This is a genomic window from Bordetella sp. N (genome assembly GCF_001433395.1).
GTDB lineage: Bacteria > Pseudomonadota > Gammaproteobacteria > Burkholderiales > Burkholderiaceae_B > Bordetella_C.
This window is the reverse complement of the sequence record NZ_CP013111.1, coordinates 6418142-6444326: the sequence shown is the minus strand read 5'-3', so window position 1 is coordinate 6444326 and position 26185 is coordinate 6418142. Positions and strand designations below refer to the sequence as shown.

Annotated in this window: 19 protein-coding genes; 5 read left to right on the top strand and 14 right to left on the bottom strand. The window is 65.8% G+C overall.

Annotated elements, in window-relative coordinates; translation table 11 throughout:
• Window positions 1–3 precede the first annotated feature (3 nt).
• Genes ASB57_RS27825 through ASB57_RS27815 form a run of 3 tightly spaced genes read right to left on the bottom strand, consistent with a single transcriptional unit; the run spans window position 4 to window position 4716 of the window.
• Window positions 4–1989 (bottom strand): PAS domain-containing sensor histidine kinase, encoded by a 1986-nt coding sequence (locus ASB57_RS27825; protein WP_057655108.1) that lies wholly within the window; start codon window positions 1987–1989, stop codon window positions 4–6.
• The gene (locus ASB57_RS27820; protein WP_197424857.1) at window positions 1986–2453 is read right to left on the bottom strand and encodes a response regulator; all 468 of its coding nucleotides are present in this window, start codon (window positions 2451–2453) and stop codon (window positions 1986–1988) included. The genes ASB57_RS27825 and ASB57_RS27820 overlap by 4 nt, the downstream gene beginning before the upstream one ends.
• Window positions 2446–4716: an ATP-binding protein gene (locus tag ASB57_RS27815; protein ID WP_057656501.1), complete on the bottom strand. Its 2271-nt coding sequence runs from the start codon at window positions 4714–4716 to the stop codon at window positions 2446–2448. Before ASB57_RS27815 ends, ASB57_RS27820 begins: the two co-directional genes overlap by 8 nt.
• 330 nt (window positions 4717–5046) lie before the next feature.
• On the opposite strand from ASB57_RS27815, the gene ASB57_RS27810 reads away from it, so the two are divergent.
• Window positions 5047–5526 (top strand): carboxymuconolactone decarboxylase family protein, encoded by a 480-nt coding sequence (locus ASB57_RS27810; protein WP_057655104.1) that lies wholly within the window; start codon window positions 5047–5049, stop codon window positions 5524–5526.
• Window positions 5527–5592: 66 nt separating this feature from the next.
• On the opposite strand, the gene ASB57_RS27805 is transcribed toward ASB57_RS27810, so the two are convergent.
• From ASB57_RS27805 to ASB57_RS27790, 4 genes are all read right to left on the bottom strand, one after another.
• On the bottom strand, window positions 5593–6618 hold the full coding sequence (locus ASB57_RS27805) for a LysR family transcriptional regulator (protein ID WP_231755272.1): 1026 nt from the start codon (window positions 6616–6618) through the stop codon (window positions 5593–5595).
• 59 nt (window positions 6619–6677) lie between these two features.
• On the bottom strand, window positions 6678–7577 hold the full coding sequence (locus tag ASB57_RS27800) for an RNA polymerase sigma-70 factor (protein ID WP_057655102.1): 900 nt from the start codon (window positions 7575–7577) through the stop codon (window positions 6678–6680).
• 21 nt (window positions 7578–7598) lie between these two features.
• Entirely contained in the window at window positions 7599–9767 is a 2169-nt protein-coding gene (locus ASB57_RS27795) for a TonB-dependent siderophore receptor (RefSeq protein WP_369822765.1), read from the bottom strand.
• Between the two features lie 380 nt (window positions 9768–10147).
• Complete coding sequence (locus ASB57_RS27790; protein ID WP_057655101.1) at window positions 10148–12304, bottom strand: TonB-dependent siderophore receptor; 2157 nt, start codon at window positions 12302–12304, stop codon at window positions 10148–10150.
• Between the two features lie 87 nt (window positions 12305–12391).
• Here ASB57_RS27790 and ASB57_RS27785 point away from each other — a divergent pair, with 87 nt between their 5' ends.
• The 4 genes from ASB57_RS27785 (at window position 12392) to ASB57_RS31235 (ending at window position 16589) form a co-directional block, all read left to right on the top strand.
• Window positions 12392–13804: a glycosyltransferase family 9 protein gene (locus tag ASB57_RS27785; RefSeq protein ID WP_057655099.1), complete on the top strand. Its 1413-nt coding sequence runs from the start codon at window positions 12392–12394 to the stop codon at window positions 13802–13804.
• A gap of 243 nt (window positions 13805–14047) precedes the next feature.
• Window positions 14048–15478: a hypothetical protein gene (locus ASB57_RS27780; RefSeq protein WP_057655097.1), complete on the top strand. Its 1431-nt coding sequence runs from the start codon at window positions 14048–14050 to the stop codon at window positions 15476–15478.
• A gap of 94 nt (window positions 15479–15572) precedes the next feature.
• Complete coding sequence (locus tag ASB57_RS27775) at window positions 15573–16349, top strand: hypothetical protein (RefSeq protein WP_156414290.1); 777 nt, start codon at window positions 15573–15575, stop codon at window positions 16347–16349.
• 81 nt (window positions 16350–16430) lie between these two features.
• Window positions 16431–16589, top strand: coding sequence for a hypothetical protein (locus tag ASB57_RS31235; RefSeq protein ID WP_156414289.1), 159 nt, complete (start codon window positions 16431–16433; stop codon window positions 16587–16589).
• Window positions 16590–16712: 123 nt separating this feature from the next.
• Here the strand turns inward: ASB57_RS31235 and ASB57_RS27770 are convergent, their stop codons facing one another.
• The 7 genes from ASB57_RS27770 to ASB57_RS27740 form a co-directional block, all read right to left on the bottom strand.
• Window positions 16713–18731: a DUF4139 domain-containing protein gene (locus ASB57_RS27770; RefSeq protein WP_057655093.1), complete on the bottom strand. Its 2019-nt coding sequence runs from the start codon at window positions 18729–18731 to the stop codon at window positions 16713–16715.
• Window positions 18732–18813: 82 nt separating this feature from the next.
• Window positions 18814–20955, bottom strand: coding sequence for an EAL domain-containing protein (locus ASB57_RS27765; protein ID WP_057655090.1), 2142 nt, complete (start codon window positions 20953–20955; stop codon window positions 18814–18816).
• 399 nt (window positions 20956–21354) lie between these two features.
• Window positions 21355–22887 carry a sulfite reductase subunit alpha gene (locus ASB57_RS31685; protein WP_082621884.1) on the bottom strand — a complete coding sequence of 511 codons (1533 nt, stop codon included), beginning with the start codon at window positions 22885–22887 and terminating at the stop codon, window positions 21355–21357.
• Complete coding sequence (locus tag ASB57_RS27755) at window positions 22884–23924, bottom strand: FAD:protein FMN transferase (protein WP_082621883.1); 1041 nt, start codon at window positions 23922–23924, stop codon at window positions 22884–22886. Before ASB57_RS27755 ends, ASB57_RS31685 begins: the two co-directional genes overlap by 4 nt.
• The gene (locus ASB57_RS27750) at window positions 23924–24736 is read right to left on the bottom strand and encodes a DUF4198 domain-containing protein (RefSeq protein ID WP_057655087.1); all 813 of its coding nucleotides are present in this window, start codon (window positions 24734–24736) and stop codon (window positions 23924–23926) included. Before ASB57_RS27750 ends, ASB57_RS27755 begins: the two co-directional genes overlap by 1 nt.
• 24 nt (window positions 24737–24760) lie before the next feature.
• Window positions 24761–25276, bottom strand: a complete 516-nt coding sequence (locus ASB57_RS27745) for a DUF2271 domain-containing protein (RefSeq protein ID WP_057655086.1) — start codon at window positions 25274–25276, stop codon at window positions 24761–24763.
• 51 nt (window positions 25277–25327) lie between these two features.
• Window positions 25328–25999: a PepSY-associated TM helix domain-containing protein gene (locus ASB57_RS27740; RefSeq protein ID WP_057655085.1), complete on the bottom strand. Its 672-nt coding sequence runs from the start codon at window positions 25997–25999 to the stop codon at window positions 25328–25330.
• Window positions 26000–26185 lie beyond the last annotated feature (186 nt).

Here is a 26185-nt window from a genome sequence, read left to right as displayed (position 1 = left end):
GTCTCAGCCGCGCGCCCGGTCCAGGGTGCGGCGCACGCGGGCGGCGAGCTGTTGCGTGGTGAAGGGCTTTTCCAGCAAGGCCACGCCAGGCATCAGCGCACCATCGCTGACCAGCGCCTGCGACGCGTAGGCCGACGTGAAGATCACGGGCAGGTTCGGCCGCTTCACATGGACCTGCTCGGCCACTTCGCGGCCGTTCATGCCCCCGGGCAGTCCAACGTCGGAGAACACCAGGTCGATGGCCGGATTCTCGTCGACCAGACGCAAGGCCGATGGCCCGTCACCCGCCTCCAATACCAGATAACCCAGCTCGCGCAGCGTTTCCGTGGAAATGCTGCGCACTTCGGCATCGTCTTCCAGCACCAGCACGGTTTCGCCGCCCGGCGACCGGTAATCGATGCCGCTGACATCCGTCACCATCGCGGCACGAGCGTCCGCGCCGCGCGTATCGCGTGGCAGCAGCAAAAGCACCGTGGTGCCCTGCCCCGGCCGCGACGCCAGCTTCACATGGCCGCCGCTCTGCTTGACGAAGCCATAGACCTGGCTCAAGCCCAGCCCGGTGCCATGACCTTCCTTCTTCGTCGTGAAGAACGGGTCGAAAGCCTTCTCCAGCACTTCGGGCGGCATGCCCGGTCCGCTATCCGCGACGACGACCTCGACATAATCGCCGGGCGTCTTCCCTGGATTCTGGCGGCAGTACGCCTCGTCCAAACTGCGGTTCGCGGTGGTGATGATCAAGCGGCCGCCGCCCGATGGCCCCATGGCATCGCGGGCATTGATGGCCAGGTTGATCAAGGCGTTTTCCAGCTGGTTCGGATCGACGTAGGCCGGCCATACTTCGTCCGCCAGCTCGGTGCGCAATTCGATGTGCGCGCCCAGGGTCTGCGTCAACAGGCCGACCAGGCGCGTGGTGGTCTCGTTGGCATCGACGGCTTGCGGGGCCAGCGGCTGCTTGCGCGAGTAAGCCAGCAGGCCCTTGGTCAGCTTGGCGCCGCGCTCGACACCCTTGAGCGCGTTGTCCAGCCAGCGCTGTTCGCGTTCCGACACATCGTCGCCCCAGGCGCGTTGCAAGGTTTGCAGATTGCCCTGCACGATCATCAGCACGTTGTTGAAGTCATGGGCCACGCCGCCGGTCAGTTGTCCGATGGACTCGACCTTCTGCGCCTGGCGCAATTGTGCTTCCAGCTCCAGGCGCTGGGTGATGTCGCGCCCGGTGCCGAATATCCGGCCGTCCTCGGTCCGCACGAAGGTCCAGCTGACCATGCGGCCGATCTTGCCCTCGGCGCCGATCATCTCCAGATCGACGTCCTGCACATAGGAATAGTCGCGCAGAACGGCGCGCGCCTCGGCCGCGCGGTCCTGGCTGTTCGTCGCCACCAGCGACCCCAGGCGGCGGTCCAGCAATTCATCGGCGGACCATCCCAGCATGTCCTGCCAGGCAGGATTACTGTTGCGGATGTAGCCATCCATATCGCAGATGGCCACCAGGTCGTGGGAAATCCGCCAGACCAGATCGCGCTCTTCCGTGCGCGAACGCACCATCGCTTCCAGCTCGGCGTTCATCTGCACCAGGCTCTGCTCCGCGCGGCGCCGCGCCTGGCGCTGTTCCCGCTCAGCCATGGCACGCTCGATCGCCGACGGCAGCCGCTCCTGCCTGTGCTTGACGACGTAGTCGGTCGCCCCATGCGTGAGCGATTCGATGGCGACGTCTTCACCCAAGGTGCCGGACACGAAGATGAAGGGCGTCTCCGGACTCAATTCACGCGCGATGGCCAGCGCGCTCATGCCATCGAAACCCGGCAACACATAGTCAGCAAGGATGACGTCGTAGGCTTTGTCGCGCAGGGCATCGCGGAAATCCGCCTCGCTCCATACGCGATCGATGCGGCAATCCAGACGCGCGCGTTCAAGGCGGCGGCGCAGCAGCTCCGCATCCAGGTCATTATCCTCGAGCAGCAGGATGTCGATCGCGTCGGCGCCGTTATTCACGCGGAGGTCACCTTCATGGGGCCGACCCGCAGCTGGCCTGGCGAGGGTTCATTCAGGATGGCCCAGAACATGCCCAGTCCGCGGATCGCTTCGAAGAACTCCTGGAAGTCCACCGGCTTGACCACGAAGGCGTTGACACCAAGATCGTAGCTGCGCACCAGGTCGGACTCTTCGCGCGACGCGGTGAGCATTACCACGGGCACGTGCTTGACGGCAGGGTCGCTCTTGATCGTCGCCAGCACTTCCAGGCCGTCCATCTTCGGCAGCTTGAGGTCCAGCAGCACCACAGCGGGATCGATAGCCGGCCGGTCCGCGTGCACGCCGCGCCGCAGCAGCCAGTCCAGCGCTTCGATGCCGTCGCGCGCGGTCACCACTTCATTGGCAAGGCGGCTGCGCTCCAGCGCAACGAGCGTCAGCTCCAGGTCCTTGGGATTGTCCTCGACCAGGAGGATATTTTTAAGCACCGACATCTTCGGCGGTCTCTCTGTTAGGAATGGAAAAATAAAACTTGGCGCCCTGATCGACGACGCCTTCAGCCCAGGCGGATCCACCGTGGCGTTCGGCGATGCGGCGCACATTTGCCAGGCCTATGCCCGTACCCTCGAAATCTTCCATGCGATGCAGCCTTTGGAACACCCCGAAAAGCTTGCCCACGTAGGCCATGTCGAAACCGACGCCATTGTCCTCGACCATGAAAACGGTGGCGGCCGGCGTGCGGTCGGCGCTGACCTTGATCTTAGCCACCTCGCGGCCGTTTGTGTACTTGATCGCATTGCTCAGGAGGTTCTGGAAGACCTGCCGCAGCATCGTGGGATCGGCGCTGACCTGCCCCAGGGGAGCAATATCGAACTCCACGCGCCGTCCGCGCAACTCAGGCTGCAGCAGGTGCCGGCACATGTCCACCATACGATCCACGTCGACGGTTTCGCGGGCCAGGCTCATGCGGCCGGCCTGCGAAAAACTCAGCAAGCCGTCGACCAGTTTGCCGGCCGTATGGGCGCTTTCGATGATGGTATCGATGTAGCGCAGCGGACGGCTGGCGGCCCCTTCGGCGGCACGTCCTTTGGTGCCGTCCGCGCCCGTCTGCAGCTCGTCCTTCAACAGTTCGGCGTAACCCACGATGTGGCGGAACGGTGCACGCAGATCATGCGACACCGAATACGAAAAGGCCTCGAGTTCGCGATTGCTGCGTTTCAGTTCATCGGTGATGTCGGCCAGTTCTTCGGCCTTGCGCATGACGATGCCGATGATGGCGTTACGCAGCAAGGCCGCCGTATCCAGCTGCGGCTCGGTCCACGGCGCCGAGCGCTGGCGCACGGTCTCCTGCCAGCTTTCGAAGGACAGGCGCGGGTGCAGGCGACCGGCGCCCGTGCGCTTGGCCTGGTTCGGATCGCCGCCCCAACGAACGGTTCGCACCAGCTCCGGCCGGAACCAGAGCACATAGCTGCGATGGATCTGCGAAATCTGGATGGCCAGCAGACCGGCGGCGGCCTCGCCATCGTGTTTAACGCTCACGCTGTCCGGCATGGCTTCGGACAGGCAATCGGTGCTGTAGATATCTTTGTCGCCGTGGTGCTGGTCCAGCCACTCGACGATCGCCGTCACTCCCGCTTCGTCCGGTGCGTCGCCGACGCTATGGCAAACGCCCTTGAGCATGACCGCCGCGCCATACGCATCCACCAGCGGCAGGAAATCCTCCGGATGCCGAACCAGGCCTTGAACGAAATTATCTTCGCGCGCCATATAGGCCAGCAGACGCGACTGCAAGCTTTGCCGCTCGACCCGTTCGGCCGCATGCGAGCTGCGCGTCTGGCCCTCGATCTGCATGGCCATGATCTGGGTGAGAAAGTCGCACGCGGCCCGCACGTGGTGCGGCACGGTGCGCGGCGACGCATGGTGCGCGGATACCAGGCCCCAGAGCTGGCCACCCACCACGATGGACACCGAGAAAGACGATGGCGTACCCATATTGCGCATGTATTCCAGATGCACGGGCGACACGCTGCGCAATACGGCATTCGACATGTCCAGCGGCGCCAGGCCGGCGTCCTTGCGTTCCAGGATCGGCACCGGCACGTAGTCGGCATTCGAGATCAGGCGCAGGCGGTTCAGGCGATACAGCTCGCGGGCCTGCGCGGGAATGTCGCTGGCCGGGAAGCGCAAGTCGAAATACGAAGGCAGGCGATCGTTGCGATCCTCGCCGACCACCGTGCCGCTCCACTGCTCGTCGAAGGCATACACCAGCACGCGGTCAAAACCGGTCAACTCACGGATGATGCGCGCGGCGTCCTGGTACAGCGCGGCGGGGCTGCGATCGCCCTGCAGCGTCTCGACGGCCGCCCGCATGTCGGGATAGAGCAGATCCAGCGATCCCTCGAAGGCGGGGTCGACGAATTCGAATTCGATGACCCGTTCGTCGCCCGACAGATGGGAGATGACAAGAAAGCTGCCTGACTTGAATTGGGTGATGCCGTGCGTGCGCGGCATCTGCGCTTTCGGCTCGCGTGACAGCACCTCCTTCAATAAGGCGGGTGTCAGGAGTCCGGCGGCTTCCAGGGTTTTTCCAAGCGAAGCCAGGGGATCAACGTCGACAAATTCACCGATGTTTGCGCTGATACGCAACAGTTCGGTGCTTTTTCTATCAATCGAAAGGAGAAACCCCTGGGGCTGGATATGGCCTGGAATGCGGATGGGTTCTTGATCGCAAGATTGCAGGTCAGTCGTCATCAGGGAATGAGGCATTGAGTTGCATCTGATTATATATACCTGTCCTTACCGGACCCCAACGGCTGTAACTGAAACCAAAAATTGAAAGTGCCACAGAGGCGGGTACAGAACCTTCAATCTTCCTCGTGCTCTTCAGTAGTTTTAGCCGCCAACCACGATGCGCGAGATCGTGGCGGTCCATTGTTGCGTCTTGGGCAACAGGCTGCGTCCCGCCAACGGGCTTCCGCAATGACGTGCCGCATCCTACGATCCTGTTCGTGCGACGCGCCTCATGCGCCGCGCCCTCGGGCAGCATCGGCCGCGGCCCGCCCCTCCATCAAGGACATCGTCATGACGCAACGCCTGAACTATCCCCAGCAAGCCCCGGAGTTGTTCAAGAAGTTCGCCCAATTCAGCACGCAGTTGGCGGATTCGAGCCTGGGCAAGACCTTGCACGACCTGGTGCAGATCCGCGCTTCCCAGTTGAATGGCTGCGCCTTCTGCCTGGACATGCATAGTAAAGAGGCCAAGATCCATGGGGAGCGGGAGCTTCGCCTGTATCACCTGCCCGTGTGGCGTGAGTCGCCCTTGTTCGATGCCCGCGAACGCGCCGCGCTGGCCTGGACCGAGGCCCTGACCCGCCTGGACGGCCATCCCGTCGCGGACGCGCTGTATGAAGAAGCGCGCGCCCAGTTCGACGAAAAGGAACTGACCGAGCTGACCTGGGTCATCGCCACCATCAACGCCTGGAATCGCCTGGGCGTGGGCTTCCAGGCGCTGCCCGGATCGGCCGACAAGGTGTTCGGCCTGGACAAGGCCAATCTGAGCTGAACGCCGGCCCTGTCCGCGACCAGAGTCGTTGGCAAGGCCGCCGGCACCTCACGATCATGCTCATCCTTACGGACGGAAAAGATCCAGCCTGGGGATGCGCTGCGTCATGAAATCGATGAAGACGCGCATCCGCGCCGGCAGGTGCTTGCGGCTGGGGTAGCAGAGAAAATGCCCGCGGTCTTCGGGCATATGCCGCGCCAGCACGCTGACCAGGCGGCCGGCGCGCAGGTCGTCGCACACCTGGTAGCGGGCCATCTGGGCCACGCCGCGGCCATCGAGCACGGCCTGGCGCAACAGGTCCACGTCGTTGAAGGTGCAGACGGGCCGCGGCGCATAGTTGCGGCCGCGGCCCTCGACCTTGAATTCCCAGTCCTGGGCGCGGCCCGATGCCGGCCGCAAATTGATGCAGCGGTGACGGTCCAGGTCGTCCACCGTCGCGGGCAGCCCGTGCGCCTGCAGGTAGGCAGGGGCGGCACACAGCAGCAGCTGCATGGGGACAAGCTGGCGCGCGATGACCTGGCTGTCTTCCAGCCGGCCGTCGCGGAAAGCGATGTCGATACGGTCGGTGGAGAAATCGGCCGCGCCATCGTCCAGGGCCAGGTCTACCGTGATGGCGGGATAGGCGTCCTGGAAAGCCGCGATCAGTGGCGCAACCACGCGACGGCCGAAACCCACCGCGGAAGCGATATTCAGATGTCCCCGCGGGGGCCCTTCGCGCAGATCACGCATATCCCTCAGCGCCTGCATGATGCGCTCGACGCCGGGGCGGCAGTTGGCGTGGAAGCGTTCGCCCTCCGGCGTCAGCGCAGTGCTGCGGGTCGTGCGCAGGAACAGGCGGGCGTCGAGCTGCGCTTCCAGCTTCTGCACGGCGCGGCTGACCGCCGAGCGGCCGATACCCAGGCGGTCGCCGGCCTTGGCGAAGCTGCCCGCGTCGGCGACGGCCAGGAAGGCGATCACGCCAGCGTAGGAGGTGGCGAAAGTCGCGGCTAGAGGGTCTGGCTGGATGACCGCCCCGGAGGCGGCGGGCGGGTCGTCCGCGCGACTGGACCGGGTCGACATCGGCATGGCGAGGGCTTGCGTGGTCTTTTCCATGTCCGTAAGACGGACGCCGGCCCCCGGCTGTGACATCCGCCGCCTGATAGAAATGTTTCTTATTGAAACACTTCACCTGACGCGGCCAGCGCGTTCAGCAGGCGCGCCAGCTTGTCCGGGTTTCTTTGCACCTGCATGGCGACGATGCGATTGCCGTCGGTTTCGAAAGACTGGGCCGACTCCAGCTGCCCTTCCATGAAACGCAACAACGCCAGCCGGCCATTCAACATGACGGTTTCCACCCGCAGGCCGGCCGGCCCCAGCCGACGGTAGGCCGCATAGAACAGCTGCGCGATGCGGTCGCCGCCCACCAGCGGTTTGGGAAAACTGGGCACCTTGCCGCCGCCATCGCCGACCAGGCGCGCGTCCTCGGCCAGCAAGGCCGCCAGCCCGGCCAGGTCGCCATGCCGCATGGCGTGGGCAAAGCCGCTGATCACCCGCTGGTGCGCCTCGCGCGTGACCGTGTAGCGCGTCCTTCCTTCGCGCACCTGCACTCGCGCGCGCGCCACCATCTGCCGACAGGCCTCCTCCGTCTTGTCCAGGATGCGGGCCACTTCGGCGTAATCGGCGTCGAAGACGTCATGCAGCAGAAAGGCCGCGCGGGCTTCCGGCGACAGGCGCTCCAGCACATTGAGGAAGGCCACCGACAGGTCATCGGACAGGGCGTGCAGTTCTTCCGGCGTGGGCGCGGGGTCGGTCAGTAAGGGCTCCGGCAGCCAGAATCCGGGGTAATGTTCGCGCTGCTGCCTGGCCACGCGTAAACGGTCGATGGCCAGGCGGGTGGTCACGGTCACCAGCCAGGCTTCGGCATTGTCCAAAGACGCGACATCCGCCGCATGCCAACGCAACCAGGCATCCTGCACCACGTCCTCCGCCTCCGCCAGGCTGCCCAGCATGCGGTAGGCGATGCCTTGCAGGCGGGGGCGCAGGCGCGTGTAGGTGTCGTCGTGATGGTCCATGGTCCCGGTTCGATGCGCGCCTTAGAACTTCAGGCTGGCGCTCAGGCTGAACGTGCGCGGATCGCCCGCTTTGACGTAGTCCGCCGACTGATACAGCCAATAGCGCTTGTTGGTGAGGTTGTTGATCCCTGCCCGGAAGGTGGTGTCGTAGCCGTAGATGCGCGTGTCGTAGGTCGCGCCCAGATTGAAGATGGTGTAGTCCCCCACCTTCACGTCATTCGACGCGCCCAGCATCGCGGCACCCGTGTACTTGGCGTCTGCGCGCAGCTTCAGCCCGGGTAGGGCCGGCACAGCGTAAGCGATTTGCGCGGCGGCGGTCCAGCGCGGCGCGCCGGCCACACGATTACCGACATAGTCCGAACCCTTGCGGTACTCCGTGTCGAGGAACATGAGGCTGCCGCCCAGGGTCCAGTCGCGGCCCAGGCGTCTGGACGCGGCCAGTTCCACGCCTTGGTACAGCGACTCACCGTTCTGCACCAGCTCGTTGTTGGCGTTGGTGTATTCGGATTTCTTTTCGATGCGGAACACGGCGGCCGTGGCGGCCCAGTCTTCCTGGCCGGTCTTGATGCCCAATTCGTACTGCTTGCTCTTGAGCGGGTTCAGCATCGCGCCATAGTTGGCGTACGTGATGCCCACCGACGAGCCCGGCTCCAGCGCCTCCATATAGCTGGCGTAGGCCATGGTGCGCGGCGAGAACTTGTACATCAGCGCGAAGGTCGGCGCGGGCACGCCGTTCTTGGCGTAGCTGGAGGTCTCCGCGCCGGTGGTGGAGAAACCGCGCTGGCTGTAGTCGGTGTAGCGCACCCCGGCCAGCAGCGACCAGGGGCCGCCCAGGTCCATGGTATCGCTGGCGAACAGCGACTTCTGGGTGATCTCGGCGGCGCGATAGAGATCCAGGCCGCCATCGCTGTAATAGGCGTTGGTGTTCTGGCGGAACAGGTTGCCGGTGCCCGCCGGGAAATACACGCCATCGACGCTGTAGTCGTTCTTCTGCTTGGACCACGACGCGCCCAGCACCAGCTGGTGATTGACGGGGCCGGTGTGCACGCGGCCCTGCACCATGCCCTGCCACTGGTTGTAGGAATAGGCTTCGCCGTAGTCCGACAGATAGTTATCGTAGTCGCCGGCCTGGTTCTGCAGGAACAGCACCGATTCATTACGCCGCGTGCGGGTCGAGCTGTAGCTGTAGTTGGTGCTGAAGGTCCAGTCCGAATTCAGCGCGTACTTCAAGCCGGTGGAGTAATAGCGGAACTCGTTGTCGGCGTACTGGCCTTTCGAGTTCAAGGTCTGGTCATCGTTGCGCACGGCGCGCGGCAGGCGGTTGCCGCTCAATTGCCCGGCATAGATGGTGGGTTCCTGATCGCGCACGTCGCGGTTCTGCACCAGGGTCTGGAAGTCCCAGGTCAGGCGTTCGGTCAGGCGCGCGTCCAGCGCCAGCGACAGGGAGTTGCGGTTCAAGCGGCCGTCGTTGTACGTGTTGCCGGCTTCGTGGGTGGCGTTAAGGCGATAGCCGATGGCGCCGCTGTCGCCGATGCGGCCGCCCAGGTCCACGTGCTCGCGCAGCAGGCCCTTGGACTGATAGCCGACGTCGATGCTGCGCAAGGGCTCGTCGGTGGGCTTCTTGGTGACGTAGTTGATCAGGCCGCCGGGCGATCCGAAGCCGTACATGAAGGCGGTGGCGCCTTTGAGCAGGTCGATCTGTTCGAAGTGTTCGGCGGGCAGCAGGGTGACGTAGCTGAGGAAGGGGTTGCCATCGATGCGGTAGGAGTTCTGCCAATCCAGTGGCAGTCCCCGCACGGACAGATAGCTGGTCCAGGCGCCGTAGGCGGCGCTGTTGTCCGTCACCGAAGCGTCCAGCGCGAAGATGTCGCCCAGTTTGTTGATCTGGCGGTCGCTCATGTCGCGGGCGGTGACCACCGTGCTGGAGAACGGCGTTTCGAGAACGCTGCGTTGGCCCAGGGCGCCGTTATTGACCGGGGCGTCGACATTCACGACGCTGGTGTCCAGGGCGGTGCCGGTGATGGCCACCGTAGGCAGCGTGGCTGTCTCGGTGGGCGTGGCCGCGGTCGTGGTGGCAGTCGTGGTGGTCGTGGCTGCGGTCGTGGCCGCCGGCGTGGATGACGAAGCAGGCGTGGCCTGCGCGTGGACGATGGCGGGGGCACACGTCAGGCCCAGGATGGCCGCCAGCAAGGGGCGAGGCGAAAAAAAAGGCCGCGGGGCCTGGGGGTGGGCGTGTGATCGGACTAGGCGAGCCAACTTGAATCCTCCCAGATTCGTGATTTTTGTATGAGAATCAATCTCCGTTGCGAATAATACTTATTTGTGTTCTTAAAGAAAAATGAAAGATTCGTGGAGGGATCAAAGTGTGGCGTCCTGCCGACGGGGGAGTGGCGCGCCGGCGGCGCGCCACTTTTGCGCGAGAAAGCGCGGCGCCGCAGCGCGCGCGCCGCGGGCGCTGCCACGCCAGGACGCGCGGGCCGGCGCGGGCGCGGCCCCGCCAGGGCGCGCGGATCGATGCGGGCGTGACCCCGACGGGGCGTGGGAGCGGCCGCCGCTGGGGCGGGAAACACTCAGAACTTGACGCTGGCGGTCAAAGTGAAGGTGCGGGGGTCGCCCGCTTTGACGTAGTTCGACGCCTGGTACATCCAATAGCGCTTGTTGGCGACGTTGTCGATGCCGGCCCGGAAGGTAGTCTCGTAGCCGTTCACGCGCATCTCGTAAGTCGCGCCGACGTTGAACAGCACATAGCCGTCCACCGGCAACTCATTCGACGCGTTCAGCATGGTCGAGCCCGTGTACCTGGCCACCCCGCGGAAGCTTAATCCGGCGACACCCGGTACGGCATAGGCCACCTGTGCCGCAGCGCTCCACCGGGGCGCGCCCGTCACGCGCTTGCCGTCGTAAGCCGTGCCCTGGCGGTACTCGGCGTCCAGCGCCATCAGGCTGCCGCCCACCGTCCAATCCCGGCCCAGCCGCGTCGACGCGGCCAGCTCAACCCCTTGGTACCGCGCCTGCCCATCACGCACCATGGCATTCACACCATCGATGTACTCGGCTTCCTTGTCGATGCGGAAGACGGCCGCCGTGGCGGTCCAATCGTCCTGCCGGGTCTTGATGCCAACCTCGTACTGCCGACTCTTGACGGGATCCAGCAAGGTGCCGTAGTTGCTATAAAGCACGCCCACCATGTCACCAGGCTGCAGCGCTTCCACATAGCTGGCGTAGGTCATGGTGCGCGGCGAGAACCGGTACATCAGCGCAAAGACAGGCGCCGGCACGCCCCGGCGCCCGTAACTGGACATCTGCGCGCCTGTCGGCAAGAACCCCCGTTGGTCGTAGTCGATATAGCGCACCCCGGCGAGCACCGACCACGGCCCGCCCAGGTCCATGGTGTCGCTGGCGAAGACCGACTTCTGCGTGATCTCCGCCGCGCGATACAGATCCAGGCTGCCGTCGCTGTAGTAGACGTTGCGATTCTGCTCATACAGATTGCCGCCCTCCCCCGCGAAGTACGTACCGTTGACGCTGTAGTCGTTCTTCTGCTTCGACCAGGCCGCCCCAAGCACCACCCGATGCCGGACCGGCCCCGTGCGCACCGTCCCCTCGGCCATGGCGCGCCATTGCTCATAGGAATAAGCCTGGCTCTGGTCCGAAGGAAAATCGAGATAGTCACCGGCCCGGTCCGCCAGCGCCAGAATCGATTGATTGCTGCGCCAGCGCGTCTCCGCATGGCTGTACCGGGTGCTGAAAGTCCAGTCCGGATTCAATGCGTACTTCAATCCGGTGGCGTAATAGCGGAAGCGGGTATCGGCGTACTGCCCTTTGGAATTCAAGGACTGGTCATCGTTGCGCAGCGGCCGAGGCAGCCGGTGGTCCGTATACGCGCCGGTGTAGAGGGAAGGTTCCTGGTCATGCGCGTCGCGGTCCTGCTGCAGGGTCTGGAAGTCCCACGTCAGACGGTCCGACAGGCGCGCGTCCAGCGCCAGGGACAGCGAGTTGCGATTCAAACGCCCGTCGTTGTAGGTGTTGCCGCCCTCATGCGTGGCATTCAGGCGGTAGCCGAACGCGCCGCTGCCGCCGAGCCGATCACCCACATCCACATGCTGCTGCAACAGCCCCTTTGACCGGTAGCCGATGTCGATGCCACGCACCGGTTCGTCCGCCGGCTTCCTGGTGACATAGTTGAGCGCGCCACCGGGCGAGCCGATGCCGTACATGAAACCCGTGGCGCCTTTGAGCAGATCGATCCGCTCGAACTGTTCGTACGGCAGCACGGTGAAATAGCTGATGAAGGGATTGCCGTCGATGCGATAAGCGTTCTGCCAATCCAGCGGCAGCCCACGGACGGTCAGGTAGCTGCCCCACACGCCGTAGGCAGCGCCGTTGTCGGTGACGGACGCGTCCAGCGCGAACACGTCGCCCAGCTTGCGCGCCTGGCGTTCGCGCAGGTCGGCGGCGGTCACCACCGTGCTGGAAAAGGGTGTGTCCATGGCAGCGCGCCGGCCCAATGCGCCATTGTCGACGGGAGCAGCGAGGTGCAGGGAAGCGGGGTCCGGCCTGCGAGAGGCCTGCCTGCCGGCGTCCGGCATATCGCCGGTCACGATGACCGCGGGCAATGCGGGTTCGGGGGCATAAGCCGCGGCTACGTCCGCGGCTGCGCCAGCGGTAGCCGCGGACGCGCAGGCCAGGCCCACGCCTGCGCACAGCAGCACTTTAACCGGCAGCATCCCCAGTCATCTCCGCATCGGCTTGACGATACTTGCGCCATCGCGACGAGGCGCATCCCCGGTTGCGGATGGTACCATCGCGCGGCAATGACGACGCCTCCGCCCGCCCCTGCTCCGGTTCGCCCGCGCGCCCTCCCGGCCACCGCCGCCGAGGCCTGGCGCGCCGCGCAGGCCTGCGTGGACGCCGGCGATCCCAAGGCCGCCGGTCCTATCCTGCACGCGTTCGCCACGACCGCGCCCACCGATGCCGCGACCTGCAACGACCTGGTGGCGGCCTTCGCCCACTGTGGCCTGGCTGCCGAGTCCATGCCTTACGCCGAACGCGCGGTGGCCCTGCATCCGCGCGACAGCGTCGCGCGCAGCAATCTGTGTGAACTGCTGCGCCGCGCCGGCCGCATGGATGAAGCCGTCGTCCAGGGACGTCTTTCCATTGAATTGGGACCACGGGAAGCGGGCCATCACTACCACCTGGGCATGGCCTACGCCGAAGTCCTGCGCATGAACGAGGCGATCGCGCACCTGCGCCAGGCCATTGCCCTGCAGCCCCGATTCGCCCAGGCCCATTTCGAATTGGCGGAAGCCCTGCTGACGACCACGCAATTCCCGGAAGGCTGGCAGGAGTACGAGTGGCGCTATGCGATGCCGCACGTCAAGCCGCTGCTGCCGCCGCCGCACACGCTGCCGGTCTGGGACGGCCATCCCTTGCCGGATCGCACGCTGCTGGTGATCTGCGACCAGGGCTATGGCGACGTCATCCAGTTCTGCCGCTATATCGAGCATCTGCTTCCGCACTGCCCCAACCTGGTCATCGCGGCCAGCCCGCCGGTGCTGCCCCTGGTCCGGCAACAATCGTCCAGGCCCCGCTATTTCTCGCACTGGCAGGACGCGGGCCATGCCGACTGCCATATCCCGCTGTCCAGCCTGCCGCGTATCTTCGGCGCGGGCGCGGGGCCCATTCCGCTGCGCATCCCCTACATCCAGGCCGACGCCGGACGCGCCGCCTGGTGGCGCGAGCGGCTGGACCAGGCCATGCCGGCCGCGCCGCGGCGCCGCATCGGCGTGGTCTGGGCGGGTCGGCCGGAGCACGACAACGACGCGCGCCGATCGCTGACCTTGGCGCAACTGGCGCCGCTGGCCGCCCTGCCAGATACGACGCTGGTCAGCTTGCAGGTAGGCGGCGCGCGCGATCAGGTGCAGCACTATCGCGCCCGCGCGCCGCTGCTGGACGTCGGCGGCTTGCTCACCGACTATGCCGAGACCGCGGCCGTCATGGCCGGCCTGCACCACGTGGTGTGCGTCGACACGTCCGTGGCCCATCTGGCGGGCGCCATGGGCATCCCGGCATCGGTGCTGCTGCCTCATGCGCCGGATTGGCGCTGGATGCTGAATCGCGCCGACAGTCCCTGGTATCCGAGCCTGCGGCTGTATCGGCAGGCGCGCCCCTGTGACTGGAGCGGCCTGGTGGAGGCCGTGGCAGCGAATCTGGCGATCGCCCGCTGACGGCATCCCCCAGCAATTCGTTACAAGAATCTCCATCATCGCGCGCATTCCGCGTGCAGGCACTTAGGGAAGGACAAATCCCGTAACGAATTGCAGGGCTTTCCGGCCCTCCGAAGATTGTCCCCCTATCCGCCGCTCAGATAACATCCCCGGGCACCTCGGCGGCCACGCGGCAGCGCCCGCCGCGCCGCCGCGCCCGCCCTTTGCTGGCCGCGGCGCCCTTCCAGGTTGACGGATACCCCCATGGCCAAGGACACCGCGCAAGACGGACGCGAAATCGAAGTATTGGGCACCTGCAGCACCCAGCCCAAGATCGACGCGCAGCACGATCACAACATAGCGCCCGCGCTGGTCTGGTCATACGCACAGGAAGAGGCGTTGATCGGCGTCAGCGAACAGCACGCCCAGGACAAATGCTATCGCCTTGTCCAGGATGCCGAGCGCCGCGCCCGCCGCATCGCCGCACGCTACGCCGGCCTGTATTTCGACAGCGCCGCCAAGTCCAAAGGGACCGTGCAGTTCTACTGGCCCGCGCTGGCCGCCTTCGTGGTCAAGGACATCGTGGAAGCCTATCGCTTCGATCGCGATGACGTGCTGAATGGCGGGTGGAGCAACGCCGGCCGCACGTCCATGGTTCCTTCCCTGGTGTCGGAGTGGATGTCCAGCTCCTCGCCCTACGCGCACGCCATGCGCGTGTACATCGCACTGGCCAAGGGCAATCTGTGGCTGTACATGGACATCTACCCGTGGCTGTATTTCTTCTTGCGCTTCGGCATCAACAACGATGGCACGCTCAACACGGCGCGCTTGAACGACCACGTCACCAAGCGCGACGCCACGGAGTATCAACAGCAGTCGCGCGCCGCGGTCGAACAACTGCCGTTCGGCCGTCCGTGGATCGCGCGCCAGCAAGCCCGCCAGGCCGCTGATCCCGTCTACAAGCGCGCCGCCCAGTACTTCGAAACGCCGCCCGCGTGGGGCGGAATGGACGGTGGCTACGGCGCGCACACGGCCGCGGCCTCGCAGGCGCACCGCTATGTCAAGGCCAACATCGCGAGCTACGACAACGGCTACCACCTGCCGGTGAGCCCGCTCTGGAAAACCTTCAACGAAGCGTTCTACGTGATGGAGGAAGAGCGCAAGGAGCTCACGCGGGTCGCCCAGGACGGCGCGGCGCTGGCGCGGCTGGAGAAAATTGCCAAGTTCCCGACTACGCCTGAGATCCAGCAAACCTACCAATTGCTGATCGCGGAATCGCGCGTGACAAGCCCGGCGGCCAAGGCGGCCAGGCAATTGCAGGAACTGACCGTTATCGCCAAGCAGGAACAGCTGAACATCCTGCAACCACTGATCTACGATGACAAGAAGCTCGCGGAGACGATGGACATGAACCATCAGTTCGCCCGCATGAGCAATGGCTTCATGACCACCAAGTACCGGGTCATCTACAGCGCCGAGGCGGATACCAAGGACAAAAACCTGCAAACGGTCTTCGACCCGCCTTCCAGCGTCTGGAAGCAGTTCTTCGGCGCCCGCAAAAGCCTGCCCAACCCGGACGACCGCATGGAGTACGTCGGCCAGATCGCCAGGGACTTCGATCGCCTGATGAAAAACCAGCGCGCGTATATGGAAGGCGAGCTGTTGAAGATCCGCAAGCGGGGCGAGAATGCGTAGACGTGCGTTCCTTCGCGGCGGCACGCTGGTCCTGGGACTCGCGGCCGTATCCGGCATTACCTCTTTCACTTATTCCACAGCCAAAGGCGAAGCCATGTCTGAAATCCGATTCGACCTCGGCAAGAACATCGTCGAGACCGCGAAGCAATCCGGCGTGCCGGCCTTCCAGAATCGGGACGTGAACGGCACTATCTCGTACAGCGTCAACGACATCCCGCCGGTGGTGACCGCGATCTACACGCGGCCGGGCTATGAGATCCGGGTCGACAATCTGTTCGCGTTCACCCTGTATGCAGACCGCAACCGGTCGGAGCAGCTGCTGGTGGATACGGTCGACCTGCAGCCGCGCGCCAGGTTCAAGTCCCATGCCGAAGCGCAGGCCTTTGCCACCAAGGTCATTGCCCAATTCAAACAGGGCCGCTGGCGCCGCGACTATGCCGGTGACCCTGCCCGCTTGACGGGACGGTCGTCGATATTGGGTGAAGATGGCCAGCTCGATGGCGACGCCGCCAGCCCCGATCCAGACTACGTCATTCCCCCGGAGGACTGGAAAGCATTGATCCCCATGGGTTTGGTTTGGCGGTGGTCAGGCGACGGTGTGCGCGCCAAATTGCACATTTGGACCTCGGGTTCTGACTGGCCGGACGGCTCGCCAAGCTACAGCGTCTATCTTGACTTCGAAGACGCGAAAGCCGCCGACGAGGTCGCGGCGCGCAACGAGGCTTACGACAATGAGAAGTTGAAAGCCCAGGGCGTGGACATCGCCGCGCGCGACAAGAAGAACCAGGAAGAGCAGGAAGCGCGCAACAAGATCCTGGAGCAGAACGCCATCAAGCGGGGCGACAAGGTGCTGTCCAAGCCAGCATCCTGACAGCCATTCGTCAGGCGGCGGCACAGGGTTTGCTTGATGAGCTGCAACCCGCGTTCACGCGGCGTTCTCAAGGAGACCCCTATGATCAAGCATCTGATGGTTGCATCGTTGATGGCGATGGCGCTGACCGCTTGCAATAAATCCGATAACACCGCCGCCCCCGCGGCTTCCGGTGGCGCCACGCCGCCGGCCGGCCTGTCGCAGCTGGGCGGACACCAAGGCCCCAATACCGCGAAATAAAACGGTTGCAGGAGACGAAGCCGGCGCACGGCAAGAACAGAACTCGAACACGCGCGCCGCGATGCAATGCAAACGGGGGCATCATGACGATGCCCCCGTTTTCCTTTACAGCCGCGCCAGGTTTTACAGCTTGGCCAGGTCGTCAGCGTAAGACTTACGCAAGGCCTGCAAGGCGTCGTTGAGCTTGTCGCGCTGCGTGGTGAGGGTGCCGATGGTGTTCTCGGAATCCGTCATCATCTGCAGATAGCGCTTGCCCAGGGCACTGTCGGCCGGCACCGCGCCCAGGTTTTCGCGCAGGCGCGCCTGGTTCTCACCCTGCGCCGTCAGCTTCTGGTCCACATCGCCCAGCGACTGCTCGGCTTCCACCACCTTGGCGCGGGCTTGCGCCAACTGCTTGAGCTTGGCCGTCAGCGCCGGATCGGCGGGTGCATTGGACCACGCCAGCAGGGCCTGCGCATTGGCATCCGCCAAGGCATAGACGGCCGTGCCCGGACGCTCGTCGACCACTTCCACCTTGGCCGTCGCCCCTGCCGCCACCTGCGCGCGCAGGCGCTGATGCGTCGGCGTCGTCGAATCCAGCTGCTCCGACTTGGTGGACCAGCCCGGCAGGCGCGGATGCTCGATGATCACCGTGCGCGGCGCGTCGGGCGCGCCCTTGATGGTGTAGGTCGTGACCCGGCGCGCCAGCGTTTCGGCGCGCAGCACACCCTGGCTGACCGAGATCTTCACCGTGCGCTGCTCCGGTTTCATCTCCGACGAGATTTCCACCTTGCGGTCGGCGGCAAAGCTGGCCAGCCGCTGCTCGTTCACGGGCAGGGTCGGCAGTTGCGCATCGCCCACGAAACCGGTTTCGGCATCGTAGACGGTGAGGATGCCGGTGGGCAGGGAGGCGCCCGACGCGTTCTTCAGCATCACGGCCGAGACCGGATAACGGCTGCCCGTTTCAGGCTGGTAGACGGCCAGGCGTTCGGCCGGCACTTCCGCATCGATGAAGGGCAGCGACAGGGTCTGGCCGCGCGGCAGGGTCACCGGACGGGGCAAATGGAAGCTGACGCTGACCAGGTTTTCCTGCGCGACCGGCCCTTCGCTGGCGCCGGCGATCGGCGCCATGGCGCCGCTGGGTTCGGCCAGCGGCGCGGGCGCTGCCGGGGCCATCGGCGCCGAAGGACGCGGCGCCATCCGCAAGCGCTGGTCGGCCTTGGCATAAGCCTGGGGTGGGGGCGGCGCCGCCTCGAACGCGGCGGCTTCGTCCGTGCGCGGCCGGTCCGCCGCGCCCGCCACCACGGGCAGGTCGGGCCGTTCGCGCCAATACCGGTCATAGAGTTTCTGCGACAGCGTCACGGGCGCGCCGGACGTCAGGGTCAGGTCGACGTTGTTCCAGTCTTCGCCCGTGGCGTTTTCCAAGACGGCCCAGCCTTGCAGGCGGGCCTTGCCGGCCTTGTCGAGCACCAGCCGGAAAGCCGGCTTCCAGACCGGCGCCGCGCTGACATACTCCAGGCCCAGCTTGCGCGCGCCGCTGCCCTTCACCGCGATGGCGACATTGCGATAGCGGTCGGCGCCGGCACTCGCCAAGGCGGCCACCGCCGTGGCGAAGCGCTCGCGCATGCCGTCGTCCAGCACTTCCACCGACGTGTCGGCGCCCAGGCGCAAGGTGTCGATACGCCGCTCGGTGGTCAGTACCGACAGCGTGCTTTGCGGCAACGTCGTGTCGCCTTGCTTGCTTTCCACGGTTTGCGTGCCGAGCACCGCGCCTTCGATTGTGCGGCCGCCCGACGTCACGCGCACGCGCGTCCCGGGCATCTGCTTGAGCAGGTCGGGCAAGGCGCCCAGCAGGCCCGCATCGAAAGGCAGTTGCGCGAACGCCTCGTCCACCGGCGCGGGGCCATCCAGGGTCACCGATTGCAGCGAGCCGCCGGGGTCGCGCACCAGCAGGCTCTTCAAGACGTCGTCGATCTGCGTGGCAGGCACGCTGATGCGCACGACGCCGTCTCCATCCACCTGCACCTGGCGGTGTACCTGCGCCACGCCGCCGGAAGACAGCGTGATGCGATCGATGGGAGCGGCCGCGGTTTGCGCCAGGAGCGGCGCGGCGGGGACCAGGAACAGTGCAATTGCCAGCGGAGATAACGCTGCGGAGGGCATGGAAAAGTCCTAGGAAGCGAAAAAGGAAACTGACTGTAGCGAAATCCCCGCCACCGCGCAGGCACCGGCTGGCTACAAAAGATTACGGGGCCGCCGCCAATCCCAGATCGAGATCCAGATCCAGATCATCGGCTGCGGCCGGCTTGACGGCCGGCTCCGCCCTCGGCTGATGCGCCACGGGACGTCCCAGCAGATAGCCCTGGAAATGCGAGCAGCCTTCCTGGGTCAAACGTTCAAGCTGCGTGTCGGTTTCCACGCCTTCCGCCGTGGTGGGAATGTCGAGGCTGCGCCCGATACCGTTGATGGCGCGGATGATCGCCAGCGCTTCGCGATTGGTGGCGATGTCCTGGGTGAAGGACTTGTCGATCTTGATCTTGTCGAACTCGAACGTGCGTAGATAGCCCAGCGACGAATAACCCGTGCCGAAATCGTCGAGCGCCACCTTCACGCCCATTTTCTTCAGGGTATTCAGCGTGGCGATGTTGACGGCGGAATTCGCCAGCAGCACGGACTCGGTGATCTCCACTTCCAGGCGGTGCGCGGGCAGGCCGGACTCTTGCAGCGCCGACGCCACCAGGGACACCAGCGAACCGTTGGTGAACTGGCTGGGCGACAGGTTGACGGCCACGGTTTCGTGCGCGGGCCAGGTGATCGCCTCGCGGCAGGCTTCATGCAGGGCGAAGCTGCCGAGTTCGTGGATCAGGCCCGTTTCTTCCGCGATGTGAATGAATTCGTTGGGCATGATCACGCCCTTCTCGGGATGGGTCCAGCGCATCAGCGCCTCGCGCCCGGTGATGTTCACATGGCTGGCGTCGGTGATGGGCTGGTAATACAGCTGCAGCTGGCGCGTCAGGATGGCTTCGCGCAGGTCCATTTCCAGTTCGCGGCGCTTGCGGGCGGCTTCTTCCATCTCGGGGCGGAAGAAGGCCAGCTGATTGCGGCCGTTGCGCTTGGCTTCGTACAGCGCCATGTCGGCAAAGCGCTGCAGATGGTCGGCGGAGATGTCTTCCTGGCCGGCCAGCGCGATGCCGATACTGACACCCACGCTGACGGTATGGCCCTCGATGTTAAAGGACGGCCGCACCACGTCGATCAGGCGTTCGGCCACCACACGCACGTCATCGTCATGCTCGATGCCCGGCAGCACGATGGCGAATTCGTCGCCGCCCAGGCGGGCCAGCGTGTCCTGCTCACGCAAGGCCTTGGGCAGGCGCTTGGCCAGCATGCGCAGCAACTCGTCGCCGATCAGATGGCCCAGCGTGTCGTTCACGCTCTTGAAGTTGTCCAGGTCCAGGCACAGGACGGCCGTCTTGCGATGGCGCCCCTGCGTGGGCAAGGCCTTCAGCAACTGTTCGCGGAACAGGCGCCGGTTGGGCATGCCGGTAAGGGTGTCGTGGTGCGCCATGTAGCGCACCTTGGCATGGGCGGCGTTTTCGTCGGTGACGTCGTTGGCGATCAGCAGCACGTAGCGCGAGCGCGGGTCGACGCCGTGGAAGACCAGGGTGTCGAGGCGCAGGATGCGGCTGCCGCGCGCGGTCTGCCACTCTTCTTCGTCGCGCTTCACGCCGTCGGTGCGCAAGGCCTCGTCGGTCAGCCGCTCGACGGTCGCGGCGATGTTCGCCGGCAGGCAGTCCTGCACGGTGCGGCCTTCCATCTCGGCCCGGCTGTGACCCAGCAGCGTCTCGGCCTGGCGGTTGGCCAGCAGGATGTTGCGCGACAGCGCATCCATCACCAGCACCGTGGAAGGGATGTGCGCGATGACGGCTTCCAGGAAGGTCGACAGCGAACGCATCTCCGCGCTGTAGTGTTCGGCCAGCACCTTGGCCTGCACCAGCTGGCGGTCGCGCTCGCGGCGCTCCGTGACATCGCGCGTGATCTTGGTGTAGCCCAGCAGCTCGCCCTCGTCGCCGTGGATGGCATCGATCACGACGTTGGCCCAGAACAGGCTGCCGTCCTTGCGCACGCGCCAGCCTTCCGCTTCGAAGCGGCCTTCATCGCGGGCGCGTCCCAGGCCCTTGGCGGGCAGGCCGCGGTCCTGGTCGGCCTGCGTGTAGAAACAGGCGAAGTTGCGGCCGACGATTTCCGCCGGTGTGTAGCCCTTGGCCCGTTGTGCCCCCGCGTTCCAGTTCATTACATTGCCCTCGGGATCGAGCATGTAGATGGCATAGTCGACGACGCCTTCGATCAGGCGGCGATACATGATGTCGGAATTTTGGATGGACATGGACTGACGGAGCTTAGAGGGCGGGCGCTGGCGGAAGAAGCATGGGCGCGGGGGCGGCGCGAGGTCGCCTGGCCGGCCCTGGTGGCGGGGTGCGCCACTGAGCCGTTGCGGGACGTCCTTGCCCCCGCGCGGACTATACGGGCTTCAACGGCAGAGGGATGGGTTTATTAAGGCCTTGAATTGGCCTTTTTTTGTTAAACCTGTCGCTAATTTGTTGGAATTGCGGCCTATTTCACGGGTATGTCTCTTTATTTCTCTTGTGTTGCTCACGGGAGGAAAGTGCCCGGCACCGAGGGCCGGGCACTCGATGTTGCGGGCTAGCCGCCGGGCCGGGCCGGGCCGGGCCGGGCCGAGGGCCGAGGTCCGAGGTCCGAGGCCCCGGGCCCGAGGGCAAGAGAGTTAGTAGACGTCGCGGCGGTAGCGGGTGGCCTGGGTCAGGGCGGTGACCTGGGCGTCGCCAAGGACTTCGCGCAGGACGGTGTCGACACCCGCGGCCATGCCGTCGATGCTGCCGCAAACGTAGATGGCGGCGCCTGCGCTGACCCATTCGCGCAGGGCGGGCGCGGCGGCGGCGAGGGCGTCTTGTACGTAGCGATGCTGACCGCCGTCGCGGGAATAGACGCGGTCCACGCGCGGCAGGAAACCGGCACCCTGCCACTCGGCGATGTCCGCGTCGTAATACCGGTCCGTAGCCGCGTGACGTTCGCCGAACAGCAGCCAGTTGCGCCGACGGCCAGCCTGCACGCGCGCTTTCAAATGCGCCCGCAGGCCGGCGATGCCGGTGCCATTGCCGATCAGGATCATGGGAACGTCGGCCACCGGCGCGTGGAAAGCGCTGTGGCGGCGGATGCGCAAGGAGACCATCGCGCCAAGCGCGGCCTGCGACGTGAGCCAACCGCTGACTACGCCCATCACGCCGTCCGGGCCGTGCCGTTGGCGCAGCAGCAAATGGATCGCGCCGTCGGCCGGCAGGGAAGCAATCGAGTAATCGCGGCGAACACCTTCCAGCTCCGCCGTGGCAAAAAGAATTTCAGCGATGTCGCCCGCCTGCCAGTCCGGCAAGGCCGAACCGTCGGCCGGCACCAACGCCAGGTGATAACAACCCGCCCCGCTGCTCCCCGCGTTGACATGCACGCGCTCCTGCAAGCGCCAGGGCCGATGCGCCAGCGCCGCATCGAAGAAATCCACGCCGGGCGCGGCAACGCCCACGCCCATGGCGTGACCCGCGGCTGTGCCGTATGCCGCCGCCGCAGCGCCCGCGCCAGCGGGCGCGCTGGGGGCCGGCCGCTGCGGGTCCGCAACAACATGCCGGGACGGCGGCAAAGCCCCTTCACTCAGGCGCAGCAGCGCAGCTTGCCACCGCCGCAAGGCAGCCCCATCGGCACGATCCACTTCGACGGTGTCGAACAAAGCAGTCGCCCCGCTGGCGCGCAACCACGCCGCCAGCTGGCGGCCGAAGCCGCAGAAATGGGTATAGGTGGCATCGCCCAATGCCAAGACCGCGTACTGCACGCGCTGCAAGTCGGGCAAGCCGCCCATGACGCGATCAGCGAACACCGCCGCGTCGTCCGGCGGATCGCCTTCGCCATAGGTACTGGCAACGAACAGCACCCGCGGCCAGGTGGCCAGCCCCGCGGCATCCAGCCCGCCCAGCCCGGCAACCCGCGCCGTCACGCCCTGCCCCCGCAGCACACCGGCCGTCATCTCGGCCAGTTCAACCGCCTGCCCAGTCTGGCTGGCATGCAGAATCAACACCGCGTCCGCGCGCATTGCCCCCGCCGCTGCAACCGTGCGCCCAGCCATCGCGCCAGGCCCCACCAGCGTTCCCGCACGCTGCGCGATCACCCCTCGCCGCCACTGCCACCACGCCCACCCGCACACAAGCAGCCACAGGAGCACGGCGCCGCAAGCGCAGCAGGCGCGGATATTCATGCGGATTCCGCGTATTGCGCCGCGCGGCTGGCGATGAAAGCCTGACTGGCGCGCGGCTCCAGCCCATGGTCCCCGCGGATCACGAACAAGGCCGCCAGCCCCTGCGCATTCGCCATTCGCAGGCCCGCCTCGGCCCCAAGCACCGTCAACGCGGTCGCCCATGCATCGGCCTGCATGCAGCTTTCATGCAGCACGGTCACCGACGCAATCCCGTTATCGATGGGCCGCCCGCTACGCGGATCCAGCGTATGGGAGTGCCGCTTCCCCGCATGCTGGAAATAACGCCGATAGTCCCCGGACGTGGCGATGGCCTGGCGGTCCAGTACGACATAGTCGGCATGCCCGCCCCCGTCCGGCCATTCGATCGCCACCCGCCATGGCAGGCCATCCGGCCGCAGCCCTTGCGCGCGCAACTCACCGCCGACTTCCAGCAGAAAGTCGTCCACCCCCAGCGCCCGCAACGCCCGCGCCGCACAGTCAACCCCGTAGCCCTTGGCGATCGAGGAGAAGTCCAGCAACACGCCCCCATCCTGCCAGGCATGGTTGCCATCGCGTCGCACGCGCTGCCAACCGCACTGCACCCGCGCGGCCTCGATCGCGGCCGGCGCGGGCGGCTCGAACGCCCGCTGATGCGGCCCGAAACCCCAGGCCTGGACCAGGGCACCTATCGTGGGATCGTAGGCGCCATCGGTCAGGCGGGCGACCGCCAGCCCACAGTCCAGCACTTCCAGCATCTGTGCGGGCAGCGCCTGCCAACCCGCCGGCGCGCGGTTGTAGCGCGTGATGGCGGTAGCACTTTCCCAGTGGCTCATCTGCGCCACCACATCGTCCAGCGCCGCCTGGATGGCGCGCCGCGCCGTGGCCTCGCCCACGCAGGCCGGCAGCGCCATGCGCGCCGACCAGGTCGTGCCCATGGTGGCGCCGGCCAGCGCGCAAGGCAGGCCGCGCAGGCGCTCATAACGCACCGTTGCCGGCGCCATGACGGCGGCCGGCAAGGTACGCGGCGCGTACGTATCCATCATCCGCGCCATGGCCATTACTGAGCCAGCACCTCGAACGTACCCGAGTAGGAAATGCGGCGCTTGGTGGCGCGCGGCACCGTGGTCTTGTCGTCTTCCAGGGAAGCTTCGACCCAGTACATGCCCGGATGCGGCCACTTCACCTGGAACTTGCCGTCCTTGCCGGTCTTCAGCTTGATCTCGTCGAGCTTGTCGCGATAGCGCGCCCCGCCCGGCACCACGTTCACTTCCAGTTCGGCGGCGGGCTTGCCGTCGATCTGCATCTGGAAAGTGGCGGCCTCGCCGGCGTAGATGTCATTGGGATGCGTGACCGGCACCAGTTCCATGCCCTTGCCGACCGGCTTGACGGTGCTGGGCTTGCCGGCGGTGACGAAGGTCTCGATGCGGCTCATGACCTGGTTGATGCCCAGCTCCTGCGCGTTGGCGGGAATCTTGTCCAGGCCATCGGCCTTGCCGAACATGCGCTTGACCTTGCCGTCTTCCTTCCAGTGCGCGAACACGCCATCGTTGACCACGGCGACGCGATACGTGCCCTGCTGCTTCAGCTGCAGGTCGAAGGAGCTGCGCAGCTTGCCGCGGTTCTGGTTCTCGGCTTCGGCGGCGCTGCCGTCCGGCGCGGCGATGGTCAGGTTGTCCAGGCGCAGCGGCGCGTGGTTGAAGTAGAACTTGTCGTTACCCACCGAGGCATCGACCGTCACCCAGTTCTGTTCGCCGGACAACACCGTCGACGAGGGCAACAGCCACATATCGTGGGCTTGCGCCACGCCAGGCAGGGCCAAGGCGGGCAGGGTCAGGGCCAGGGCGGCGGCGATACGGTTTGCGTACTTCATGGAATATCTCCTCTAGGGTCGGGCTCAAGGGGCAAGGTTGACGGCGATGGCGCCCAATTCGTGTTCACCGCGCTGGCTGGCCTGGGCGGCCTTGGTGGGCGGCCATTCGAAAGGCACGCGCACCAGTTCACGGCCGCCGACCTCACGCGCCGCTTCCACCACCAGGCCGTAATGGCCCGGTTTCAGCGCCGCCAGCGCCGGCGACTTGCTGTCCAGCCGCAAGGCCTGCACACCCACCGGCTTGGTGGCTCCGCTGACGCCATCCACCGGGAATTGCTGATTGCGGCCGCTGCGGCGCCACCATTGCCGCAAGTCCTTGAGCCATTCCGTGCCCTCGTTATTGCGCTTGGCGACGTCGTACCAGACGGCGACGTCGGCGGCGACGCTCTGGTCGGCGTTCTCGATCCAGATAGCCACGTAGGGCCGGTGATATTCGGCCACGTCCAGGCGCGGGATTTCCACGCTGACGTTGAGTTCGGCGCCATGGGCCGCGCGCGTGATCGCGCCGGCCAGGATGGCGGTGAGTAGCAGTTTGCGCATGGAGTCGCTCCAGGAAAATCAGGACAGGTCAGCGGATGGACAAGCAATGAATCAATGGACGAACAGCAGGGTCAGGAGCACGGGCACGAGCAGGCCCAGGCCCACCACCGGCCAGGTCGCCAGGCGCCGCGAGGCATGCATCTTCAACAACAGCAGGCCCGTCAGCGCGAACACCAGACAGGCCACGGCACAGGCATCGATGAACCAGCGCCAGGCAACGCCGGTGTTGCGGCCCTTGTGCAGGTCATTCAGGTAGGCGATCCAGCCCCGGTCGGTCACCTCGTATTCCACCGCGCCGCTTTCCAGGTCCAGCGACACCCAGCCGTCGCCGCCCGCGCGCGGCAAGGACACATAGACTTCGTCCGCCGACCACTCGGCCGCCCTGCCCGCCGCATCGATGCCCATCTGGCTGGACAGCCAGGCCAGCGCCGCGGGCGGCAGGTCGGCCTTGCCCTGCGCGTCGCGGCCCCGCCGCCGGCCCGCGGCGGTGTCGGCCGCGGCCGCCTTGGCCTGCGTCGCCACCAGCGCCGTCCGCAATTCATCCGGCAGTTCGCCATGCCGGGTGGTCACTTGCGGTTTGGCCTCGATCAGGGAGGCGTTGTTCAAGGTCAGTCCGGTCAGCGCGAACAGCAGCATGCCCACCAGGCACAAGGCGGCGCTGATCCAATGCCACTGGTGCAGGGTCTTGAGCCAATAGGAGCGGCGCGAGGAAGGCGTATTCATCTGGGCGTCAGCAAAACAGCCGGCATTCTAGATGATGAGAATGGATCTCACTAACGAAAAGTGCCAAACGGCGGGACGTGTCTGTTTCAGCGCGTTTCGCCGGCTGCGGCGCTCGGCCAACGCCACGCGCAGGCTTCTCCAATAAATCAGACACTTAGACTCTATCGCAAATGAGAACCATATTGA

Excerpts from the sequence above, each read along its gene's own strand:
- ASB57_RS27805 (WP_231755272.1), bottom strand. The coding sequence starts at position 6,618 with ATGGAAAAGACCACGCAAGCCCTCGCCATGCCGATGTCGACCCGGTCC.
- ASB57_RS27750 (WP_057655087.1), bottom strand. The coding sequence starts at position 24,736 with ATGAAGTACGCAAACCGTATCGCCGCCGCCCTGGCCCTGACCCTGCCC.
- ASB57_RS27745 (WP_057655086.1), bottom strand. The coding sequence starts at position 25,276 with ATGCGCAAACTGCTACTCACCGCCATCCTGGCCGGCGCGATCACGCGC.
- ASB57_RS27765 (WP_057655090.1), bottom strand. The coding sequence starts at position 20,955 with ATGTCCATCCAAAATTCCGACATCATGTATCGCCGCCTGATCGAAGGC.
- ASB57_RS27790 (WP_057655101.1), bottom strand. The coding sequence starts at position 12,304 with ATGCTGCCGGTTAAAGTGCTGCTGTGCGCAGGCGTGGGCCTGGCCTGC.
- ASB57_RS27770 (WP_057655093.1), bottom strand. The coding sequence starts at position 18,731 with ATGCCCTCCGCAGCGTTATCTCCGCTGGCAATTGCACTGTTCCTGGTC.
- ASB57_RS27800 (WP_057655102.1), bottom strand. The coding sequence starts at position 7,577 with ATGGACCATCACGACGACACCTACACGCGCCTGCGCCCCCGCCTGCAA.
- ASB57_RS27810 (WP_057655104.1), top strand. The coding sequence starts at position 5,047 with ATGACGCAACGCCTGAACTATCCCCAGCAAGCCCCGGAGTTGTTCAAG.
- ASB57_RS31235 (WP_156414289.1), top strand. The coding sequence starts at position 16,431 with ATGATCAAGCATCTGATGGTTGCATCGTTGATGGCGATGGCGCTGACC.
- ASB57_RS27785 (WP_057655099.1), top strand. The coding sequence starts at position 12,392 with ATGACGACGCCTCCGCCCGCCCCTGCTCCGGTTCGCCCGCGCGCCCTC.
- ASB57_RS27780 (WP_057655097.1), top strand. The coding sequence starts at position 14,048 with ATGGCCAAGGACACCGCGCAAGACGGACGCGAAATCGAAGTATTGGGC.
- ASB57_RS31685 (WP_082621884.1), bottom strand. The coding sequence starts at position 22,887 with ATGAATATCCGCGCCTGCTGCGCTTGCGGCGCCGTGCTCCTGTGGCTG.
- ASB57_RS27775 (WP_156414290.1), top strand. The coding sequence starts at position 15,573 with ATGTCTGAAATCCGATTCGACCTCGGCAAGAACATCGTCGAGACCGCG.
- ASB57_RS27755 (WP_082621883.1), bottom strand. The coding sequence starts at position 23,924 with ATGGCCATGGCGCGGATGATGGATACGTACGCGCCGCGTACCTTGCCG.
- ASB57_RS27740 (WP_057655085.1), bottom strand. The coding sequence starts at position 25,999 with ATGAATACGCCTTCCTCGCGCCGCTCCTATTGGCTCAAGACCCTGCAC.
- ASB57_RS27815 (WP_057656501.1), bottom strand. The coding sequence starts at position 4,716 with ATGACGACTGACCTGCAATCTTGCGATCAAGAACCCATCCGCATTCCA.